This window comes from Streptomyces sp. NPDC045899, from assembly GCF_056431485.1.
Map to the genome: position 1 here is coordinate 444,041 of NZ_JBWKKP010000004.1, position 20,631 is coordinate 464,671.

20 protein-coding genes are annotated in these 20,631 nt (G+C 74.4%); 11 read left to right on the plus strand and 9 right to left on the minus strand.

Annotated elements, in window-relative coordinates:
- The first annotated feature begins 289 nt into the window (after positions 1-289).
- The gene (locus AC07FT_RS08835; protein WP_479175137.1) at positions 290-2,227 is read left to right on the plus strand and encodes an FUSC family protein; all 1,938 of its coding nucleotides are present in this window, start codon (positions 290-292) and stop codon (positions 2,225-2,227) included.
- Between the two features lie 19 nt (positions 2,228-2,246).
- On the opposite strand, the gene AC07FT_RS08840 is transcribed toward AC07FT_RS08835, so the two are convergent.
- The 6 genes from AC07FT_RS08840 to AC07FT_RS08865 all read right to left on the minus strand — a co-directional run bounded on the left by AC07FT_RS08840 (position 2,247) and on the right by AC07FT_RS08865 (position 6,356).
- Positions 2,247-2,912, minus strand: a complete 666-nt coding sequence (locus AC07FT_RS08840; protein ID WP_479175139.1) for an alpha-ketoglutarate-dependent dioxygenase AlkB family protein — start codon at positions 2,910-2,912, stop codon at positions 2,247-2,249.
- Positions 2,900-3,484, minus strand: a complete 585-nt coding sequence (locus tag AC07FT_RS08845; RefSeq protein ID WP_479175140.1) for a type 1 periplasmic-binding domain-containing protein — start codon at positions 3,482-3,484, stop codon at positions 2,900-2,902. Before AC07FT_RS08845 ends, AC07FT_RS08840 begins: the two co-directional genes overlap by 13 nt.
- Entirely contained in the window at positions 3,481-3,771 is a 291-nt protein-coding gene (locus AC07FT_RS08850; RefSeq protein ID WP_479175142.1) for an Ada metal-binding domain-containing protein, read from the minus strand. Before AC07FT_RS08850 ends, AC07FT_RS08845 begins: the two co-directional genes overlap by 4 nt.
- Before the next feature lie 17 nt (positions 3,772-3,788).
- Positions 3,789-4,514 (minus strand): 2OG-Fe(II) oxygenase, encoded by a 726-nt coding sequence (locus tag AC07FT_RS08855; protein WP_471198441.1) that lies wholly within the window; start codon positions 4,512-4,514, stop codon positions 3,789-3,791.
- On the minus strand, positions 4,511-5,017 hold the full coding sequence (locus AC07FT_RS08860; RefSeq protein ID WP_479175144.1) for a methylated-DNA--[protein]-cysteine S-methyltransferase: 507 nt from the start codon (positions 5,015-5,017) through the stop codon (positions 4,511-4,513). The genes AC07FT_RS08855 and AC07FT_RS08860 overlap by 4 nt, the downstream gene beginning before the upstream one ends.
- Before the next feature lie 268 nt (positions 5,018-5,285).
- Positions 5,286-6,356 (minus strand): DMT family transporter, encoded by a 1,071-nt coding sequence (locus AC07FT_RS08865; RefSeq protein WP_479175146.1) that lies wholly within the window; start codon positions 6,354-6,356, stop codon positions 5,286-5,288.
- A gap of 116 nt (positions 6,357-6,472) precedes the next feature.
- On the opposite strand from AC07FT_RS08865, the gene AC07FT_RS08870 reads away from it, so the two are divergent.
- On the plus strand, positions 6,473-7,003 hold the full coding sequence (locus AC07FT_RS08870) for a DUF4240 domain-containing protein (protein ID WP_479175148.1): 531 nt from the start codon (positions 6,473-6,475) through the stop codon (positions 7,001-7,003).
- 297 nt (positions 7,004-7,300) lie between these two features.
- On the plus strand, positions 7,301-9,643 hold the full coding sequence (locus AC07FT_RS08875; RefSeq protein WP_479175150.1) for a transketolase-like TK C-terminal-containing protein: 2,343 nt from the start codon (positions 7,301-7,303) through the stop codon (positions 9,641-9,643).
- A gap of 43 nt (positions 9,644-9,686) precedes the next feature.
- On the opposite strand, the gene AC07FT_RS08880 is transcribed toward AC07FT_RS08875, so the two are convergent.
- Positions 9,687-10,463, minus strand: a complete 777-nt coding sequence (locus AC07FT_RS08880) for an SDR family NAD(P)-dependent oxidoreductase (RefSeq protein ID WP_479175152.1) — start codon at positions 10,461-10,463, stop codon at positions 9,687-9,689.
- A 165-nt stretch (positions 10,464-10,628) separates the two neighbouring features.
- Here AC07FT_RS08880 and AC07FT_RS08885 point away from each other — a divergent pair, with 165 nt between their 5' ends.
- Both AC07FT_RS08885 and AC07FT_RS08890 read left to right on the plus strand, forming a co-directional pair.
- Positions 10,629-11,219 carry a TetR/AcrR family transcriptional regulator gene (locus tag AC07FT_RS08885; protein ID WP_479175154.1) on the plus strand — a complete coding sequence of 197 codons (591 nt, stop codon included), beginning with the start codon at positions 10,629-10,631 and terminating at the stop codon, positions 11,217-11,219.
- 45 nt (positions 11,220-11,264) lie between these two features.
- Entirely contained in the window at positions 11,265-12,479 is a 1,215-nt protein-coding gene (locus AC07FT_RS08890) for a DUF4032 domain-containing protein (RefSeq protein WP_479175156.1), read from the plus strand.
- 58 nt (positions 12,480-12,537) lie between these two features.
- On the opposite strand, the gene AC07FT_RS08895 is transcribed toward AC07FT_RS08890, so the two are convergent.
- The gene (locus tag AC07FT_RS08895) at positions 12,538-13,296 is read right to left on the minus strand and encodes a thioesterase II family protein (protein ID WP_471198407.1); all 759 of its coding nucleotides are present in this window, start codon (positions 13,294-13,296) and stop codon (positions 12,538-12,540) included.
- Positions 13,297-13,527: 231 nt separating this feature from the next.
- Between AC07FT_RS08895 and AC07FT_RS08900 the strand changes: the two genes are divergently transcribed.
- The 6 genes from AC07FT_RS08900 to AC07FT_RS08925 all read left to right on the plus strand — a co-directional run bounded on the left by AC07FT_RS08900 (position 13,528) and on the right by AC07FT_RS08925 (position 17,901).
- Positions 13,528-14,652, plus strand: coding sequence for a PfkB family carbohydrate kinase (locus tag AC07FT_RS08900; protein WP_479175158.1), 1,125 nt, complete (start codon positions 13,528-13,530; stop codon positions 14,650-14,652).
- The gene (locus AC07FT_RS08905) at positions 14,649-15,587 is read left to right on the plus strand and encodes a pseudouridine-5'-phosphate glycosidase (RefSeq protein WP_471198401.1); all 939 of its coding nucleotides are present in this window, start codon (positions 14,649-14,651) and stop codon (positions 15,585-15,587) included. Before AC07FT_RS08900 ends, AC07FT_RS08905 begins: the two co-directional genes overlap by 4 nt.
- Positions 15,588-15,678: 91 nt before the next feature.
- On the plus strand, positions 15,679-16,455 hold the full coding sequence (locus AC07FT_RS08910) for a GNAT family N-acetyltransferase (RefSeq protein WP_479175229.1): 777 nt from the start codon (positions 15,679-15,681) through the stop codon (positions 16,453-16,455).
- 34 nt (positions 16,456-16,489) lie between these two features.
- The gene (locus AC07FT_RS08915) at positions 16,490-16,816 is read left to right on the plus strand and encodes an MmcQ/YjbR family DNA-binding protein (RefSeq protein ID WP_479175160.1); all 327 of its coding nucleotides are present in this window, start codon (positions 16,490-16,492) and stop codon (positions 16,814-16,816) included.
- A gap of 265 nt (positions 16,817-17,081) precedes the next feature.
- The gene (locus tag AC07FT_RS08920; protein ID WP_479175162.1) at positions 17,082-17,492 is read left to right on the plus strand and encodes a hypothetical protein; all 411 of its coding nucleotides are present in this window, start codon (positions 17,082-17,084) and stop codon (positions 17,490-17,492) included.
- A 109-nt stretch (positions 17,493-17,601) separates the two neighbouring features.
- Positions 17,602-17,901: a hypothetical protein gene (locus AC07FT_RS08925; protein WP_479175164.1), complete on the plus strand. Its 300-nt coding sequence runs from the start codon at positions 17,602-17,604 to the stop codon at positions 17,899-17,901.
- Between the two features lie 228 nt (positions 17,902-18,129).
- On the opposite strand, the gene AC07FT_RS08930 is transcribed toward AC07FT_RS08925, so the two are convergent.
- Complete coding sequence (locus tag AC07FT_RS08930; RefSeq protein ID WP_479175166.1) at positions 18,130-20,553, minus strand: tetratricopeptide repeat protein; 2,424 nt, start codon at positions 20,551-20,553, stop codon at positions 18,130-18,132.
- Positions 20,554-20,631: the final 78 nt, after the last annotated feature.

Here is a 20,631-nt window from a genome sequence, read left to right on the forward strand (position 1 = left end):
CTGGGTGATCGGGTTCTGTCATTGCCGCGTTCGAGGCGATCGTGCGCCGTGCATCCCCTGCTGACCGGCCGCCCCGCGCCCCTCCCCGTCCCGGCGCGTGCCCCCTGCCGGACGCCCGGCGATCACCCACATCTCACATGGCGGAAATACACAGGTTACGGAAGTTCCGCATGACTCCCTTACGGTCGAGGAGACCTGGCCTGATATCCACCCGACCCGGATTCCGACGCAGGGCCCGGCGTCGGCCGTACCCCAGCGGTACCCGCACCACCCGCACCACGGAGGACCCTTGCGCGTTCGCCCCGCTCCGCCCGACTGGCTGGCCCATCCCCTGCGCGGGGTGTGGGGGACCGGAGCCCCCGTGCCCTGGGGTGCCGTCCTGCGCGGGGCGCTCGGCGTCGGCCCCGCAGTGGCCGCCGGAGTCGCCTCGGGACACACCTCCGCCGGGGTCACCGTGGGGCTCGGCGCGATGTTCGCCCACATCAACGACCGCCCGGCGACCCGCGCCACCCGGATCGTCCGCATCGGACTGCCCGCCCTCGCGGGAGCCGTCGGGATGCTCATCGGCGCCTGGCTGGGCACCCTCGGCCTCGGCGCCGCGATCGCGGGCGCGCTCGCCGCCGTCGGGCTGGTCTCGGGCGCGCTCAGCGCCGTCGGCCCCGTCTGCTCGTCCGCCGGGGTGCAGTTGATGGTGCTGTGCGTCGTCGGCGCCGGGATGCCGCTGCCGGAGACCCCGGCCGCACGCGCCGGGCTGATCCTCACCGGCGCCGCCTGGGTGCTCACCATGGCGGCCCTGCTGCCCTGGTCGGCCCGGCCGCTCCGGCGCCGCCCGGCCGTCCGCTCCGACGCGGACGAGGCCGTGGCCGCCGTCTACGACGCCCTCGCCGACCTGATGGCGAGGGTCGGCACCGAGGGCGGCCGTCCGGCACGACGCCGTCTGACCACCGCGTACGACACCGCCTATGAAGCGCTCTACGCCCACCGGCTGCCGCTGTACCGGCCGGACACCCGGGAACGCGGACTGCGTGACCGCCTCGCGGTGGCCGGAGCGCTCAGCGAGGCGGCCCTCACCCTGCTGTGGGAGAACGCGCCCCTGCCCGACCACCTGGCGCGCACCCCCGCCCGGCTCGCCCGTTCGATCCGCACCGGACGGCCGCCCGGCCCGCTGCCCGCGCCCGTCCCCGACACCGCGGGCAAGGTGGCCGTGCACCGCGCCGTCCTGCTCGCCGCCCGGGTCTTCGACGGCGAACCGGCGCCCGCCGTCGGCCCCGTGGGCCCTGGCCCGCGGCAGCGGCTGCGCCGTGCGTCCGGTGCCGCGGGGCGCGAGTACGCGGCCCGGGTGGCGCTCTGCGTCGGGGTGAGCACCGCGCTGGCCCGCGAACTCCCCGGCGACCACTGGTACTGGCTGCCCGCCACCGCCGCCTTCCTCGTCAAACCGGATATGGGCCCGCTCTTCTCCCGGGCCGTCTCACGGTCCCTGGGCACCGCGGTGGGTGTGGCCGTCTTCGGGGCGCTCACCGCCCTCCTCACCCCGGTGGCCGGGGAGCCCGGGGTGTGGCCGGTCGCCGTGGCCGCGCTCTGCTCCGCGCTGATCCCGGTCTCCGTACGCCACTTCGCGCTGCAGACCGCCGTGCTCACCCCCCTGCTGCTCTCCCTGGTCTACCTCGGCGGGGACACCGACCCGGGGTACACCCGGCTGATGGACACCCTGCTGGCCTGCGCGGTGGTGCTGGCCGCCGGGGTCCTGCCGGGGCTCGGCGGGCCCCGCGCCCAGGTGTCCGTCCGGCTCTCGCTCGCCGTCCGCGCCACTCGCGACCACCTCGACCGGGTACTCGCCGCCGACGCCCCCTACGCGGAACGGCTGCGGCTGCGCCGCGAGGCGTACCGGGCGCTGGCCGACGCCCGTCGCGCCGTGGCGGTGGCCGGCGCCGAACACCCGCCCTTCGGACGGGACCTGGCGGTGTGGGCCCCGGTGGTCTCCGCGCTGGAGGAGATCGTGGACACCGCGACGGCCTGCGGGGTCCGGCTGGACCAGGGCGCCGCGGCCCCGGACCCGGAACTGGCCGAGCGGCTGCGGACCGGTCTGTCCGACCTGGCCGACGCCGTCGCCACCCGCCGTCCCCCGGCGGACCTGGCGCTGCCCGCGGGCGGCGCGGTGGAGGACTGCGCCACCCTCGCGGACGTCACGGCGGGGCTGCGCCGGGCGCGCCGGCTGGCCGCCTCATAGCGTTCGGCGGCCGGGGGCGTCAGGGCGGATCCGTCAGGCCCGTCACCCGCATCGTGATGTTCAGCCGCCCCGCCGTCAGTCCGGTCGCCGGATCGCCGGTGCCGGGCAGGATCCTGGGCACCCCGTGAAAGGCGTGGCGCGAGGCGCCGCCGAAGACGAACAGGTCTCCCGAGGCGAGTTCGAGATCCGTGTAGGGCTTGGTGCGGGTCTCGGTGTTGCCGAAGCGGAACACACAGCTGTCGCCGACGGTGAGGGACACCACCGGTGCGTCGGACCGCTCGTCCTTGTCCTGGTGCATCCCCAGCTTCGCCGCCGCGTCATAGAAGTTGATGAGCGCCGTGTCGGGGGTGTAGCCGTCCCCGGCCCGCTCGTCCTCGTACGCCTCGACCAGGGCACGGCGGCCCAGGTCCACCATCCAGTCCGGGAACGCGGCCACCCGCGCGCCGTTCACGTCGTCCGCGGTCCGGGTGTAGGCGTACGGCTTCCAGTGCCAGCCCACGCACACCGTGCGCACGGACATCACCCCGCCGTTCGGCAGCCGGGTGCGGCGGATCGGCACCGGACCGGTGGCCCAGGCCCGGCAGGCCGTGACCAGGCGGCGCTGCGCGTCGAGGCCGAGCCAGCCGGGCACGTGGACGGCGCCGGGGGCCACGCGCAGCCGGGGCCGGGGGATCAGCGCGTCCACCGGGGGGCACCGCCCTCCGGAGCCGGGAGGGAGGTGACCCAGCGGCGGTGGACCTCCCAGGTGCCACCGTCGGTGGTGGCACCGCGCAGCCCGTCCAGTGTCCGCGGCCCGGCCAGCGCCGGGAGGCGGGAATCCCGCAGCGAGGCGAACGCCACGGTGCGCGCCGGATCCCAGTCGGTGCTGTACCGCAGCCGGCGGCTCATCCGGACCCAGCCCAGCGGTGCGGCGGCCACCACCCAGGCGTCCGGCGCCGGTGCGGTCAGCCGACGGGCCGGGCGCAGCCAGGACGCGGCGGTCTCGGGCCAGTCCACCACCGCGACGACGTGTCCGCCCCGCTCCTGCCAGGCGGTGGCGAACGCCGTGGCCGCGGCGCGTGAGGCGGTGTCCCGGCCGTGGCCGACGGCCACCGTCCCGGTGCGGGGCGCCGACGCGGCCACCAGGCCGATGACGGCGGTGAGCTCGGCGGGGGTGTGTGGTGCGGGGTCCGGCAGCGGGCCGTACGCCCGCTCCTCGTCCTCGTCGAGCAGCGGTGGGAGGGGCCGGCCGGCGGTGTGCCGGGGTGGGTGCGTCACGGTGGTGTGGTCTCCCGGTTCGCTTTCCAGTGGGCGTATCGCGCGGGGAGACACACCGCGCACGGCCGGTACCCGGCCGCGCGTGCGGTGGTCTCGTCCGCGAAGAACACCCGGTGCCGGCGGTAGTCCCCGCGGGCAAGCGCCCGCAGTGCCGAGGGGCAGTCCAGCCGTCCGTACAGCCTGCTCCGCCGATGGCCGCCCAGGGTGCCCGGCGCCGCGGACCGGAACGGCCGGCCGCCGGCGTCCAGCAGGGTGTATCCGCGGCCGGGGCCCGGTGCGGTGGCCATGGCGGTGTCCGGGATCGTCAGGCGTCATGGAACACCAGGCCCAGGGCGTGGCGGCGGCCGGAGCGCACGGTGCTCACCCCGTGCCGCATCGCCCCGGCGGACCAGCCACGGGCCGAGCGCACCGGACGGTCGCGGGTGGTGAAGATCAGGCCGTGGCCCTGCTCCAGTACGGTGACCGTGCCGCGCGACTGCGCCCGGGGGCGCTGCTCCACCAGCAGGAACTCCCCGCCGGTGTAGTCGCTGCCGTGCTCGTCGAGCCCGATGACGACCTGGAGCGGGAACACCATCTCTCCGAACACATCGCGGTGGAGCGCGTTCCAGTCGCCCGCACCGTAGCGCAGCAGGATCTGGGCCGACCGGCCCTGCCCGGCCGCGTGGCACATGGTGAGCCACGCCTCCAGGGTGTCCGGCCAGGGCGCGGGGCGCCCCAGCCGGTCCGCCCAGTCGCGTGCGATGGCCAGCAGATGGGGATAGAAGGCGGCGCGCAACTCCGCCACCGGATCGGGGAGTTCATGGCTGAAGTAGCGGTACTGGCCGGAGCCGAAGCGGTGCCGGGCCATGTCGACCGTGGAGCGGAACCGCGCCTCCTGGTCGTAGAGCCCCGCCAGGGAGCGGCACTCCGCGGGGGTGAGCAGCTTCGGGGTGAGCGCGCAGCCGTGGCCGTCCAGCTCCCCGGCCAGGGCCCGCCAGTCGGCCGAGTCCAGGGCGCGGCGCGCCCTGGCGGCGGTGTTCTCGGTGATCATGCCGGGTCCACGATGCCCTCGAGCCGCAGCAGACTGCGCTTGCGGTCCGGGCCGCCCGCGTACCCGCTCAGCGAACCGTCCGCCCCGATGACCCGGTGGCACGGGCGTACGACCAGCAGTGGATTGCGGCCGATCGCCGTACCGACCGCGCGCACGGCGGCGCGCGACGCCCCGGCCCGCTCGGCGAGCGCGCCGTAGCTGAGGGTCGTGCCGTACGGGATCTCCTCGAGCGCCTGCCAGACCCGCTGCTGGAACGGGGTGCCGGCGGATGTGAACTCGATGTCGAACCGGGTGCGCCGCCCCGCGAAGTACGCCCGCAGCTGGTCCGTGATGGCGGCGAACGCCGCGTCATCGCGCCGCCAGCCGTCGCCGACCGTCGCCCCGCCCTGCTGCTCCGGCACCGAGAGGGAGGTCAGCGCGACACCGCCCGGAGCGGTCGCCGACTCCTCGCCCGCCAACAGCAGTTCACCCAGAGGGCTGTCGAACGTGGTGTAGACCGTCATGGTTTCGTTCGCTTTCCTGTGAAGTGTCCTGATCGCTGTCCAGTCTGCGGAAAACGGACACCGGATGCTGGCGGGATTCGGACATCGCGTTCATGGTGTCGCGACGGACCTGACCGGGGAGTTCGCACCGCACAGGGGTGCGTCGGGTGTCACCGGCCCCACGCTGTCCCGTACCTGCCGTCCTCATGCGTCATCCTCCCACGGTGCGCCATGCCGCGAGGAGCGCGCCGGAGGACATCGGACACCGCGGTCGGGGTGGCGCGGAGGGTCAGCGAGGACAGCGGGCGTGGTCGGACGCCTGCGATGGTGCGGGGCGGGCGTCCGTCCCGCTGGGGGTGCCGGATCCGCCGGTCCGCGGCGTGCCGCCGGCCACCGTCCGTGAGCCGCTGCCCCGCCGGGGCAGGGCGGCGATCGCGATCGCCACGAGCGCCACGGCGATCCCCGCGAAGGTCGAGGGGGTCACCTCGGCCCCCTCCCGGGGGAAGGCCGTGTTCAGCGCGAGCGAGCCCAGGAGCTGGCCCGTGATGGTGGCCAGACCGAGGATGAGCACCCCCAGGTGGTGGACGGCCGCGATGGCGATCCCGATGAACACGATCCCGACCGGTCCGCCGCAGTACACGTACCAGTCCGGGGCGAGGGTGCGCGGCGGGTGGACCGCGAGCGCGTGCACACCGAACACCGTGACCAGGACGGTGGCGCCGACCGCGAAGTTGGTGAAGGTCGCGGTCGGGGCCGAGCCGGTGGCGACCCGCACATGGCCGTTGACCGCCTGCTGCCAGCTCACACAGGCCCCGGCCACCAGGGGCAGCGCGAGCATCCGGAGCGGGAAGTCCGCGTCCAGTTTGCCGGCCGTGGACACCCCGACCGCCGCGAGGACCAGTACCGACCCGATGATCCGGGGCGCGGTCAGCGGCTGTGGCCCCGCGGGCCCGAGCCCCTTGCGGTCGAAGACCAGCCCGGCGGCGGTCTGTCCGGCCACCACGGCCACGGTGAACAGGGCCACCCCGAGCGTGGTGACCGTCAGGGACTGCGAGAGCACCAGCAGCGCGCCACCGCAGCCGCCGAGCACCTGCCACCACTTCAGCCGGTGCTCACGCACCGCCCGGACGACGGCGGCCGGCCCCGTACGTCCCGGCCCGTCCGGTGCGTCCCGCCGCCCCGCCCGCCGCGCACCCGCGATGAGCAGCCCGGCGGACATCACCACCAGCCCGGAGCCGAAGGAGATGAGCGCCGCGGCGTAGGGGTCGTGCGTCCCGTGCGCCAACTCACCGTTGAGACGGGACTGTACGGCGATCAGCCCACCGGAGACGACTGCGAGCAGCAGCCAGACGGCGTACATCGGCGTTCCTCTTCCGCGCGGGGCGATGGGCGCATGCGAGGCTACGCCACCCCTCCCACCGGGACGGACGCGCCCCCGGCCGCGCACTGTCGGAGGTGGATGCCATGTTGGCCGCCATGGACCGCGAAGAGTTCTGGAAGCTGATCGACGAAGCCCGCGCCACGGCGGCGGACCCGGCGGACGCCGAGGCGGTGGCCGCACGGGCGGCCACCCTGCTCGCGACCCGTCCGCCCGCCGAGATCATCGCCACCGAGCAGGTGCTGTGGGACCGCATGGGCGACTCCTGCCGCTCGCTGCTCTGGGGCGGTGCCTACGTCATCAACGGAGGCTGCTCCGACGACGGTTTCGACTACTTCCGCGGCTGGCTCCTCCTCCAGGGCCGCGAGGTGTTCGAGCGCGTCGTGGCCGACCCCGACGCCCTCGCCGGCCTCCCGGCCGTCCGCGCCGCGAGCGAGGACGGCCGGGAGCTGGAGTGCGAGGCGGCCCTGCGCATCCCGTGGGACGCCCACCGGGCGGCCACCGGTGCGGAGCTGCCCTCCGACACGTTCACCGTCGAGTACGCCGACCCGGACGGGGATTTCGATGTCGAGGACGACGAGGAGAGGCAGCGCCGGCTGCCCCGTCTCTCCGCCCTCTACCAGGACTGACCCACGTTCGCGGCCCCGTCCGGCTCCGGGTCCGGTCTTCGGGCGTGCCGGACCGCCGCACATGTACCTCCGACGTGGGGCGGTGCGGCGCGGGCCGCGAGGGGCGATCGGGACCCGGCAGCCCTTGCGGAGCGCGCGGGCGGAACGGAGACTACGTCTCGCTGGTGATCTCCGAATCCGCTGGCCACGACGCGTCCCACCAGGACGCGCACGACCGAGGCGCATTCCCACCAGACCGCGCCTGACGAACACGCCGTCCCACCACGACGGGCCCGAACGCCGAGGAGACCGACCCTCATGACCACGAAGACCAGCGCGAGAACGCCCGGGGTCCCGGACGCGCTCGCGGCGCGGGACGCGCTGCTGCACGAGGTGGAGCAGCGGGTGCTCTGGCTGGCCACCGCGATCATCGACCACGCCAACCGGGTGCGGCCCAACCCCACCGGGCTGAAGGTGGGCGGGCACCAGGCGTCATCCGCGTCGATGACGACGATCATGACGGCGCTGTGGTTCGACCGGCTGCGCGCGGGGGACCGGGTGTCGGTGAAGCCGCACGCCTCTCCGGTGCTGCACGCGATCAACTACCTGCTCGGGGAGCTGGACGAGCGGTATCTGACCACGCTGCGGGAGTTCGGCGGTCTGCAGAGCTACCCCTCACGGTCCAAGGACCCCGACCCCGTCGACTACTCCACGGGTTCGGTGGGCATCGGCGCCACCGCGCCGATCTGGGGCGCGCTGGCCCGCCGCTACACCGACTCGGTCGCGGGCGGCGCGGGCACCGGACGGCAGTACTCGCTGGTCGGGGACGCGGAGCTGGACGAGGGCGCCTGCTGGGAGGCGATCCTCGACCCGATGGTCGGCGAGCTGGGCGAGATCTGCTGGATCGTCGATGTGAACCGGCAGTCGCTGGACCGCGTGGTGCCCGACATCGGCGCCAAGCGGTTGCAGGGGATGTTCGAGGCCGCGGGCTGGCAGGTGCTCACCGTCAAGTACGGGCGGCTGCTGCGCGAGCTGTTCGCCCGGCCCGGCGGGGACGCCCTGCGGCGGCGGATCGACGAGATGACCAACCCCGAGTACCAGCGGCTGCTGCGCTGCACCCCGGAGCAGCTGCGGACCCGGCTGCCCGGCGACGGCCCCGACGCCGCGGCCCTGCGCGCCCTGCTGGAGCCGCTGGAGGACGCCACCCTGCACGCCGCCATCCGCAACCTCGGCGGACACGATCTGCGTGCGCTCGACGAGGCGCTGGGCGCCATCGACGACACCCGGCCCACCGTGATCTTCGCGTACACGGTGAAGGGGAACGGGCTGGCCAGCGAGGGCCATCCGCAGAACCACTCCTCCCTGCTGTCGGCCGACCAGATGGCCGAGCTCGGGCAGCGGGTCGGCATGTCGCTCGACGATCCGTGGCGGCGCTTCGCCCCGGACTCCGCGGCGGGACGGCTGTGCGCCGGGGTGGCCGCCCGGCTGCGGCGCGAACCGGTCTCCCTCACCCCGGTCCCGGAGCTGCCCACCGACATCGGCCGCACCCCGTCGGGGAAGGCCACCACCCAGGCCGCGCTGGGCCGCGCCCTGCTGGACCTCACCCGGGCGGCACCGGAAGCGGCGCGGCGCGTGGTGACGCTCTGCCCCGATGTCAGCTCCTCCACCAACCTCGGCGGCTGGGTCAACAAGGTCGGCGTGTGGTCGGCGGCCGACGACCGCCGCGACTGGTTCGAGGACGACCCCGAGACCATCCTGCACTGGCGCGAGCGCCCCACCGGGCAGCACCTCGAACTCGGCATCGCCGAGGGCAACCTGGTCGGGCTGCTCGCCGAACTGGGCGCCACCTGGAGCCGCTGGGGCCAGCCGCTGCTGCCCATCGGGGTGCTCTACGACCCGTTCGTGGAACGGGCCCTGGAGCCCTGGTCGTTCGGCATCTACGCGGGCGGGCAGTCGATTCTGGTCGGCACGCCCTCCGGGGTCACGCTCGCGCCCGAGGGCGGCGCCCACCAGTCGGTGACCACCCCGTCCGTCGGGCTCGAACAGCCCGGCTGCATCACCTACGAGCCCGCCTTCGCGATCGACGTGGAGTGGACGCTGCTGGCCTCGCTGGCCCGGCTCGGACGGCCCGACGGCACCTCTGCCTATCTGCGGCTCTCCACCCGCCCGGTGGACCAGAGCCTCGCCGCGGTGCCCACCGATCCGGCGGCCCGTGAGCGCCGTCGCCGCCAGGCCGTCGCCGGGGCGTATCCGCTGGTGCGCTCGGCCGGACAGCCCGCGGTCACGATCGCCGCGATGGGCGCCGTGGTGCCCGAGGCGCTGCTCGCGGCCGAGCGGCTCCAGGCCCAGGGCACCCCCGCCGACGTCATCTGCGTGACCAGCCCCGGGCTGCTCTTCGACGCCGTGCAGGCCCGTTCCGGCCGGGGCGAGGGCGACAGCTGGATCCTGGACGCGGCCTTCCCCGCGCACCGGGCGGCACCCCTGGTCACCGTGCTCGACGGCCATCCGCACACCCTGGCGTTCCTCAGCGGCGTCAACCAGGTGCGCGCCACCCACCTCGGGGTGACCCGGTTCGGACAGTCCGGCGACCTGGAGTCGGTGTACCGCTACCACGGTCTGGACGCCGACAGCATCGTCGGCGCCGCGCTCGACGTGTCCTGACCGGGTCCCGCGGCGGCACTCCGCGGGCGGCGGGCCCGGCGGTCTAGCGGACCGCCAGCCCGCCGTCCACGTTCATGATGGTGCCGGTGGTCCATCCGGCCTGCGGGGAGGCGAGGAAGGCCGCCGCGGCGGCCACCTCCCCCGGCGCCCCGATCCGGCCCAGGGGGTAGGCGTCGGCGGTGCGCCGGTCGTGCTCCGCACGCTGCTCCTCGCTCATCGGGACGTCCGGCTCGCGCTCGTACCCGGTGGTGTGGACGGCCCCCGGGGCGATGGCGTTGACCCGGACCCCGGACGGGCCCAGTTCACCGGCGAGCGCCCGGGTCATCGCGTTGATCGCGCCCCGGGTGGCGGAGTAGGCCGCCGACGGGCGGTCGGTGCCTGTCGAATCCGCCCAGTAGCTGGTGATGTTGACGATGCTGCCGCGCCCGTCGGTGAGTGCCGGGAGCAGCGCCTGGGCGAGCAGGAACGGCACCCGCACATTGAGGTGGAGCATGGTGTCGAAGGTGTCCGCGGAGGTCTGGGCGAGCGGGCTGAAATGAGCCGTCCCCGCGTTGTTGACGAGGGTGTCCACCCGGTCGGTCAGCTCCAGCACGCGCTCCGCCGCCGTATCGGCGGCGCCGTGGTCGGCCAGGTCGAGGCAGAGCGTGCGGACGGTGGTCCCGTGCGCGGACAGGGTCCGCCGGGCCCGGTCGAGTCCGTCCTGGTCGCCGGCGATCAGGACGAGGTCGGCGCCCTCCGTGGCGAACGCGTCGGCGATGGCGTAGCCGAGACCCTCGCTGCCACCGGTGATCACTGCGGTGTTGCCGGCGAGATGAGGCAAGGCCGGGCTCCCTTCGGATGGACGGCGGCACACGGACGGACGGGGCCGGGATCCGTAGGACGGACGGTGATCGACCCCCGTAAGCGGACAGATCATGTCCGCTTAACCTCTTCGCAGCGTAGATATGTGGACAGAATCTGTCCAATTCTGTCTAGGGTTGAGGACATGCCCTCCGCAGAGCGGCCCGAGCGACCGCCCCGCGCGGACGCCCGGCGCAACGCCGCCCGGGTGCTCACCGGCGCGCGCCAGGCGGTCGCGGCCCACGGCCTCGACGTCAGCTACCACGAGATCGCCCGCCGGGCGGGCGTCGGCGTCGGCACGGTGTACCGCCGCTACCCCGAACGCGGTCAGCTGATGGAGGCCGTCCTCCTCGATCTGCTCGGCGAACTGACCGCCGGTGCGGAACGGGCACTGGACCGGGGCGCGGACTGGCCGGCCTTCACCTCCTTCTTCACCGATCTCGCGTTGCGCACCGGTGAGAACGCGGGCCTGACGGCCTCCCTCGACGACCGCGGCGGACCGCGGGTGGCCGCCGCCCGGTGGCGTCTGCTCGAGCTCCTGCGACGGCTGACCGAACGCGCCCAGCGCGCGGGCACCCTCCGCGCGGACCTGCGGTGGCACGACATCCCGTTCCTGGCCAAGGCCGCCACCAGTGCCGCCGGGGTGCTGGACCTGCCCGACGACCGCTCCCGGGCCGAGCGCTGCATCCGCGTCGTCCTCGACGGGATGCGGCCGCCGGTGGCCGGGCGCTCCTGACGCGGCCGTCCGCGCCCGCACACCCGTACCGCACACTGGTGTGTCATGGAGCTGCAGATCACCGCCACCTCGCCCGAGCACCCGGCATCCCTCCTCGATCTGCCGTGGCACATCCCGCTGGAGGAGTGGCCGGAGGAGCACCTGGTCTCGCTGCCCCGCGGTATCTCCCGCCATGTCGTCCGGTTCGCCCGCGCGGGCGGTGAGGTGGTGGCGGTCAAGGAGGTCGGCGAGTGGGCGGCGGTCCGCGAGTACGGGCTGCTGCGCGACCTGGACCGGCTCGCGATCCCCGCGGTGGACGCGCTGGCGGTGGTCACCGGACGCCGCGGCGGGAACGCCGAGCCGCTGGAACCGGTACTGGTCACCCGGCATCTGGTGGGCTCGCTGCCGTACCGCTCGATGTTCGAGACGACGATGCGGCCCAGCACCATCAAGCGGCTGCTCGACGCGCTCGCCGTCCTCCTGGTGCGGCTCCACCTCGCGGGCTTCGCCTGGGGCGACTGCTCACTGTCCAACACCCTCTTCCGGCGGGACGCGGGCGCGTACGCCGCGTACCTGGTGGACGCCGAGACCGGGCAGCTCCAGCCGCGGCTCACCGCCGGACAGCGCGAGTACGACGTCGAGGTGGCGCGGGTGAACATCGCGGGCGAGCTGATGGACCTGGAGGCCAGCGGCTCGCTCCACCCCTCGGTCGACCCGGTGCTCTTCGGGCAGGCCATCGCCGACCGGTACGCCGAGCTGTGGCATGAGCTGACCCGGCAGTCGGTCTATCCGGCGGCCAAGCGCCACTACATCGACCGGCGGGTGCGGCGCCTGAACGACCTGGGCTTCGATGTCGCCGAGATGCAGATCGAGCGTTCCCCCGACGGGGACATGGTCACCTTCGTGCCCAAGGTCGTCGACGCGGGCCACCACCAGCGCCAGTTGCTCCGGCTGACCGGTCTGGACGCGGAGGAGAACCAGGCCCGCAGTCTGCTGAACGACCTGGAGACCTGGATGGCCACCCAGGACGACTACGCCCCCGGCGATCCGCTGGGCGCGCGGCCGGAGGTGCTGGCCCACCGCTGGGTCCGCGATGTCTTCCGGCCGACCGTCCGCGCCGTCCCGCTGGAGCTGCGCGGTGCGACCGACACCGCGCAGATCTACTACGAGCTGCTGGAACACCGCTGGCTGCTGTCCGAGCGGGCGCGCCATGACGTGGGCCTGGACGCCACCGTCGAGGACTACACCCGGACCGTGCTGGCCGGACGCCCGCACGGCTGACCCGCACCGCCGCGTCCGGACGGTCCGGTGTCCGGGCGGTGCGGTGCGCGTACGTCTGTCAGGCCGGTGGCGGGGACAGCGTCTCGGAGATCGACGCGATGACCCGTGACGCCTGGCTGTTCAGGTAGAAGTGACCGCCGGGGTAGGTGTGCAGGGCGAACTCCCCCGAGGTGTGCTCGCTCCACGCGCGGACTTCGTCGACCGTCGCCTTGGGATCGCTGGTGCCCACATGGGCCTGGATCGGGGCGGCCAGCCGCGGGCCCGGAACGTAGGCGTAGGTCTCGGCGGCCTTGTAGTCGCTGCGGATCGCGGGCAGCACCATCCGCAGGATCTCGTCATCGCCGAGGAGCTGGGAGTCGGTGCCGCTGAGCGACTTCACCTCGGCGATCAGACCCTCGTCGTCCCGCTGGTGCACCGTCTCGTCGCGGTGCGCGGACGGCGCGCGGCGCCCGGAGGCGAACAGCGTCACCGGCACCACGCCCTTCTGCTCCAGGCGCAGCGCGACCTCGAAGCCGAGGGTCGCCCCCATGCTGTGGCCGAACAGCGCGAGGGGCTTGTCCGTCCACGGCAGCAACTCCGGGACCAGGGCGTCGGCCAGGTCGCGGATGGAGTCGACGCACTTCTCGTTCCGGCGGTCCTGGCGGCCCGGGTACTGGATCGCCAGGACGTCGACCTTCGGCGAGAGCGCCTTGGAGACGGGGAAGAAGTAGGAGGCCGATCCGCCGGCGTGGGGCAGGCACACCAGACGCGTCGCCGCGTCCGGGGCGGGATGGAACTGCCTGATCCACAGACTCGTGCCGGTGGGCTGTGCGGTCACCTGACGTCCTTTCGTACCACGGGGTCGGCCGGCCGCCGCCGCGGACCGTTCACAGGGATGCCCGGTCCTCGCGCGGAGGCGACAGGAAGGTCAGCCTGCCGGGGCCAACGGAGCGCTGACAACCCCTATTTCGGACGGCACCGCCCCTGGCGTCGGGTGCGGGCGCGGCACCGTACCCGCCGTCGGTCCGACTCTGTTTATCCGGGTAAGTTTCCTTTACTCTGCTGAACCATGATGCTGACGCGCCGGGAGCGCGAAATCCTCGCGTTGCTGCGACGGGATCCGCTGACCGGGCCCCAGGCCATCGCCGACGCCCTCGGGACCACCCGGGCCGCGGTCAACGTCCATCTGTCGAACCTGGGCAAGAAGGGCGCCATCCTGGGGCGCGGCTACATCGTGCGCCAGGAGAACGCGGTGGTGGTCATCGGCGGCGCCAACGTGGACGTCAAGGTGCGCAGCCTCGCCCCGGTCGCGTACCACACCAGCAACCCCGGGCGCTCCCACACCAGCCCCGGCGGGGTCGCCCGCAACATCGCCGAGAACCTGGCCCGACTGGGCACCCCCACCCACCTCATCGCCGCCGTCGGCCAGGACGCGGCGGGGGAGCGGCTGCTGAGCGAGACCCAGGCCACCGGGGTGCGGGTGGACCATGTGCACCGCAGCGCCCATCCCACCGGCACCTACACGGCGGTGCTCGACGCCGACGGCGATCTGGTGGTGGCCATCGCCGACATGGCCGCCACCGACGGACTCGGCCCCGGACATCTGCACCACGCACGGGAGCTGATCGGCCACGCCGCCATGCTGGTGCTCGACGGCAACCTCTCGCCCCAGGTGCTGGCCTACGCGCTGGACATCGCGTCCGCGACCGGCGTCCAGACCCTGATCGACCCGGTGAGCGTGCCCAAGGCGGCGCTGCTCGCACCGCTGTTCTCCGGTGAGCGCCCCGTGTACGCCGTCACCCCCAACCTGGCCGAGCTCGGCGCCCTGACCGGCCACCCGGTGGGCGGGGACGACGGCGAGCTGCTCGCGGCCGTGGCCACCCTCCATGACCGCGGGGTCCAGCACGTGTGGGTACGGCTCGGGGAGCGCGGCAGTCTGTTCAGCACCCCCGGCACGGGCCACACCTTCCTGGACGCGGCCCCGGCGGAGGTGCACGACGTCACCGGCGCCGGGGACGCCATGCTCGGCGCGTTCGTCCACGCCCTGCTCACCGGCGCCGAACCGGTCGAGGCCGCCCGCTACGGCCACGCCGCGGCCGCGCTCACCGTGGCCACGACCGCCACCGTACGACCCGACCTGACCCCGCGTCTGATCGAGGACGCGCTGAACGCCCCCCTGCGGAGGACCCCATGACCAGCCCTCACCCCCGGCTCACCCTCGGCGAGGAGGTCCGGGACGCGCTGCGCGACGGCCGTCCCGTGGTCGCGCTGGAGTCCACCATCATCAGTCACGGGATGCCGTATCCGCAGAACGTGGAGATGGCCACCGAGGTCGAGGAGATCATCCGCGCCGAGGGCGCCGTCCCTGCCACCATCGCCGTACTGCACGGCCGGCCCCGCGTCGGACTGGGCCGGGACGATCTGGAACTGCTCGCCACCAGCCCCGAGGTGGGCAAGGTCAGCGTGCGCGACCTGGCCCGGGTGATGGCGCGCGGCGGTCATGGCGCCACGACCGTGGCGAGCACCATGCGGCTCGCGTCGCTCGCCGGTATCAAGGTGTTCGTCACCGGAGGCATCGGCGGAGTGCACCGCGGGGCGCCGCACTCCTTCGACATCAGCGCCGACCTCACCGAACTGTCCACCACCCCGGTGGCGGTCATCAGCGCCGGAGTGAAGAGCATCCTCGACATCGGGCTGACCCTGGAGACCCTGGAAACCCTGGGTGTGCCCGTCCTCGCCTACGGCACGGACGACTTCCCCGCCTTCTACTCCCGGGTCAGCGGCTTCGCCTCGCCGCTGCGCGCCGACTCCCCCGAGGAGATCGCCGCCATCATGCGCGCCCAGTGGGACCTGGGGCTGACGGCGGGGCTGTCCATCGCCAACCCGGTACCGGAAGCCGATGAGATCCCCGCCGGGCGGATCGACGGCATCATCGAGCGGGCGCTCGCCGAGATGACGGCAGCGGGTGTCACCGGCAAGGACACCACCCCCTATCTGCTCGGCCGGATCGTCGAGCTCACCGAGGGGGAGAGCCTGGCCACCAACATCGCCCTCGTCAAGAACAACGCGCGGCTGGGGGCCCGGATCGCCATCAGCTACGCGGCGACCGCCGAGGACACCTCGGTCTAGGCGCGGTCCGCGCGGAGACCGGTCCCCGCGGAATCCGGTCCGCGCGGAAACCGATGGCCCGGCGGCCGGGGGAGGTGCTGGGATGGGCGTCATGGATCGTGACGCGGTACTGGCCCTGTACGACCGGCGGATGCGCCGGGGAGCACTCCCCGACGGCCCCGGCGCGCGGATCGAGCACGTGGGCGCGGTGGTGCGCCAGACCGGTGCCCGCGAGGACTGGAACGGTGTGCTCTGGTCCGCTCTGGACCCGTCCACCGCGGATGCCGCGATCACCGCGCAGATCCGCCACTTCGCAGCCATGGGGCGCGAGTTCGAGTGGAAGCTCTACGCGCACGACCGGCCGGACGACCTCGCCGCGCGGCTCCGGGCGGCCGGTTTCACGGCGGGTCCCGAAGAGACCCTGATGGTCGCCGCCACCGGGGACCTGGACCTCGGCCACCGTCCGCCCGAGGGCATCCGGCTGTGCCCGGTGCTGGACGCGGCCGGGGTGGAGGCGGTGATCCGGGTGCACGAACGGGTCTTCGGCCCCGACGGCGGACGTCTGCGCCACCGGCTCCTGGCCCGGCTCGCCGCGGCGCCGGACACCGCCGTCGCGGTGCTCGCCCTGGCCGGTGACCGCCCGGTGGGCGCGGCACGGCTGGAGCTGACGCCGGGCGCCCCGTTCGCCGGGCTCTGGGGCGGGGGGACGGTTCCGGACTGGCGCGGCCGGGGCGTCTACCGCTCACTGGTCGCCTTCCGTGCCCGGGTCGCGGCCGGACACGGCTGTCCCTGGCTCCAGGTCGACGCCTCCGATATGAGCCGCCCGGTGCTGCGGCGGCTCGGTTTCGTACCGCTGACCAGCACGACCCCGTTCCACCACCCGGGCTAGCCCCCTTGTCGGTGGGGTGCCCTACGGTCATGCCATGACGACGTCCGACGATGTCCGCGAGATCGCTCTGTCGCTGCCCGAGACGACGGAGAAGGTCGCCTGGTCCATGCCCACGTTCCGGGTCGCCGGGAAGATGTTCGCCACCTTGCCGGAGGACGAGACCTCGATGGCCGTCCGCTGCCCCAAGGAGGAGCGCGACGAACTCGTGCTCGCGGAGCCGGAGAAGTTCTGGATCGCCGACCACGAGGCCGGGTTCGCCTGGGTGCGGGTCCGGCTGGCCGCGCTGGACGACCGCGAGGAGCTCCGGGACATCCTCCTCGACTCATGGCGGCAGGCCGCCCCCACCCGGCTGTTGGACTGAAGCCCCCGGCCCCTCCGCCGTTGCTCCCTCCTCGTCGCCCCGACCGCACGGCCTCGACCGCACCGCTCCTCGAAATGTCCGGCATGTCCGTTCGAGTGCATCACCGACACGGGTGAAAGCCGGGTCACATCCGGGATATCGGAGTGCTGGATTCCGCTGAGCGGGGTTCCCTGGAGAGGGATCGGCCAAGGGAGGCCGCATGGTGCACGGCCACAGGACGAACCGCTCGGCGGACCGCCGCGGACCCTGCGCGACCGTAGTGGTCGTGCTGTTGGCGATGACCCTGCTGCACACCCTGCTGTCCCTCGGCGCCTCCCACGCTCCACCCCCTGACCTGGGCCATTGCGGTGCGCTCCGCGCTCCCGCCCCGGCCCCGGCACCCGCCGGGCCGCGCGCCGAGGAGCGGACCCCGGACGCCTCCCGGCCCGCCGCGCTCCCGGTCCGGGACCACGACGGGCACCCCGTCGGCCGTACCGGACACGCGGGTCACATCGGACGGGCCTGTGCCGCCTCGACACCGGGCGCGCGCTCGATGCCGTCCGCGCCCGGCCATCTGGTCCTCGCCGCGGTCCGCGGCCATGTCGCCGACCGCGCCCCGGGCCCCGGCGCCCTCGACACCGGCGCGGAGCCGCCGGTGCCCCAGTTCTCCTCGCGCAGCGTCGTGCTGCGCTGCTGACCGGCCCCGGGCCGTCCGTAACCCGCTTCCCGCGCGTGCCCCGCGGGCCGTGGGGACGGTCCGCCCTGCCCGGTCAGCAGCCAGACGTCCGACACGCAGGAGTACAGCCATGCCTCACGATGTCCACGCCGCCATGCGGGCACTGATGCGGGCCGAAGCGGCCCGGTGCCCCTCCGCCCCGGCCGGCGTCACCCCGCCGCCCCCGCCCGCCATCGACCCGGACGACCCCCTGCCCGATCCGTACGATCCCACCGGGGACCCGCGCTTGGTCACCGCGGCGGTGTCCGTCCCGGCGAACGCGCCGTGGCGGTGCCCGTCGGAGCCGCGCCGACGCCCGGCGCTGCTGCGCGCCCTCCAGCGGATCTGGTCGTTCCCCCTGGTCCGCAGCCGACCGGCCGGGGATCGATGACGCCGGTCGCGGACCACGCCGACGGCACCGGGCGGACGCGGTGCGCGTGGTCAGCCGTACGGTGTCCCGTGTTCCGTCGCCCGGCGACCCGTTGACCGGTCCACCAGGTCCCCCGGACCGCGACAGCGGTGGGCGGTGACGGCCGGCCCGGACCGGTGCCACGGTCCGCCGGCCCGGTACCGCCGGCCGTGGCCGGGACGGTGGCCACCCGCCCCTGCCGTCAGGCCGTCATCCGCCGCTCCCTGACGGCCCGTTCGACAGGAGTCTCTCGCGCTGCGCCACGGCCCAGGCGTAGCCGGGATCCAATGCCACGGCGCGCTCCAGGTCCGCCAGTGCCTCCGGGCGTCTGCCCAGGGCCTCCAGGGCCATCGCCCGGCTGCCCAGGGCCCATGCGTACCCGGGGTCGAGTGCGAGCGCACGGTCGTACTGCGCCACGGCCTCCTCATGACGGCCCGACAGCCGGTGGACCTCACCCCGCTGCCCCGCCGTGCCCGCCACCTCGGGCTCCAGCTCCTCCGCGCGGTCCAGATCCTCCAGCGCCCCCGCCACGTCCCCGGCCGCACCGCGCAGCCGGGCCCGCCGGACCAGGGCCCAGACATAGTCCCCGCGCAGCCCGATGGCCCGGTCGAAATCGGCCAGCGCCTCCCGTGCCCTGCCGAGCGCCGCCTTCGTCTGTGCCCGGCTGCCCCAGGCCACCGGATCCGCCGGATCGGCCTCGACCACGCGGTCCAGCCACTCCAGGGCCTCCTCGTGCCGCCGTGCCCTGCGGTAGGTCTCCCCGCGCTCGCGGGCGATCCAGGCCGCGCCCGGATCCAGGGCGTCCGCGCGGTCCAGCGCGGCCAGCGCGCCGTCGGTGTCCCCGGCGGCCCGGTGGACCACCACACCGCCGAAACGGGCCCGTACGCAGCCGGGGTCGAGGTCCAGTGCGCGCTCGAAGTCGGCCAGTGCCTCGCCGTACTCCTCGACCGAGCGGCGGTGCCAGCCGCGGACGACCAGCGCCCCGACCCGACCTGCGCGGTCCAGCTCCGCCCGGTCCAGCAGCAGGCCCATCACCTCGATGCCGCGCCGCCGCTCGTCCTCCAGCGCGGCGAGCGTGTCGCGCCCCCAGGCGCGCAGGGTCTCGTCACCGGAGTCCTCGCCCGCCTCCAGCAGGGTCCGCGCCCACGGCCGCGCGGCCTCCGGGCCCGCGTCACACGCGTCGACACCGTCCCTCAGCACCCCCGGCAGCGCCGCCGCGGGCCGCGCGCACAACAGGTGGTAGGACTCCTCGAGGCGCAGTGCCCGCCATCGCTCCCGCTGCCACGGCTCCGCCGCGGGCTCCAGATCGCCGGCGGCCGTCTCCCGCCACCGCGAGAAGGACTCCGCGAGCCGGGTGTGGGCCGCGCTCCACCGCTGGGGCGAGGTGGTCCGGCGGAGCCTCAGCATGGGCGCGCGGACCACGTCGTGATAGCGGATGTGCCCCGCGCGCCCGCTCACGAACGGCAGCGCGCGCAGCCAGCCGAACAGCTCCGCCGCGTCCTCGTCCCCGGACCGGGGGACCTCCCCGTCCAGGGCCGCCCGGAACACGTCCTCGTCCAGCAGCCGCGGCAGCGCGCCCGCCTGGGCCGCGGACCGGCGCACCGGATCCGGCTCCCACTTCAGGAACCGCTCGACGGCCGAGGCGCTGGGGTCGTCCACCCCGTCCGGTCCGCCCGCGTTCTCCGCGAGGGTGGACACCAGCACCGGCAACCGGCCCGACAGCCGCAGCACATCGCGCACCACCGGTTCGTCGGTGATCCCCTTGGCGGCGAGCAGCTGCCGTGCCTCGGCGTCGGTGAACGGCTCCAGCGGCAGCTCCGCGACCACCTCGCTGAGATCGGCCCAGCAGCCGGGGTCGAGCCGGGTCTGACCGGCGAGCACGATCACCGTGTTGTCGGGGAGGGAGCCGTACCGCTCGCTGGTGAGCAGGGTGCGCAGCCACGGGTCGAGCAGCGGACCGGTGCGCTCGTAGGTGTCGAAGCACAGCACGACCCACGGCGCCGCGGCGGCCGCCTGCGACACCTCCCGCACCAGCAGCGGTGTGAGGGCCTGCACCGGGTCCAGCACCAGCTGGACGTCCTTGTGGTCGCGGAAGCGGGAGCTCAGCGCGGCCCGTACCCGGTCGGTGCCCTGGGCGAGCGACACCGGATCGACCGCGCCCGCCAGCGCCCCGACCCCGGGCACCAGGCCCAGCCCCGCCAGCCCGGCCCGGGCCGCGGTGAGGCCACCGGAGGAGGGTGCCACGGCCTCGCCGTCCACCGGTATCGCCTCCGCCTCATGGCGGCGCTGCCGGTAGAGGGCCAGCTTCCGGTCCAGGGCGGTGCACGCGTGCCCCTGACGACCGAACGCGGTGCTGATCGCGGCCATCGCCTCGACCACTCCGTCGGCCGACTCGTCGACACGCGCGGTGAGGCCGCCGTACTCCTGACGGGCGGTCTGCTCGAACTGGCGCAGCAGCCAGGACTTGCCCACTCCCGCGTTGCCGTGGACGTGGAAGACGAAGCGGTGCCGCTCGTCGTCCGGTGGCAGCCCGAAATTGGCCCGGAACGCGTCCAGTTCGCCGCGCCGCCCCACGAACCCCGCGCCCCGGCGCCGCTGGATCAGCTCCTGCATCGACGGCCGTGCTCGCCCCATCCGCCCCTCCTCACCGTCCTGCCCCAGTCTGCCAGCCGCGTACGACAACGGGCCCGTCCCGCCGCTCCGTTGTGACCG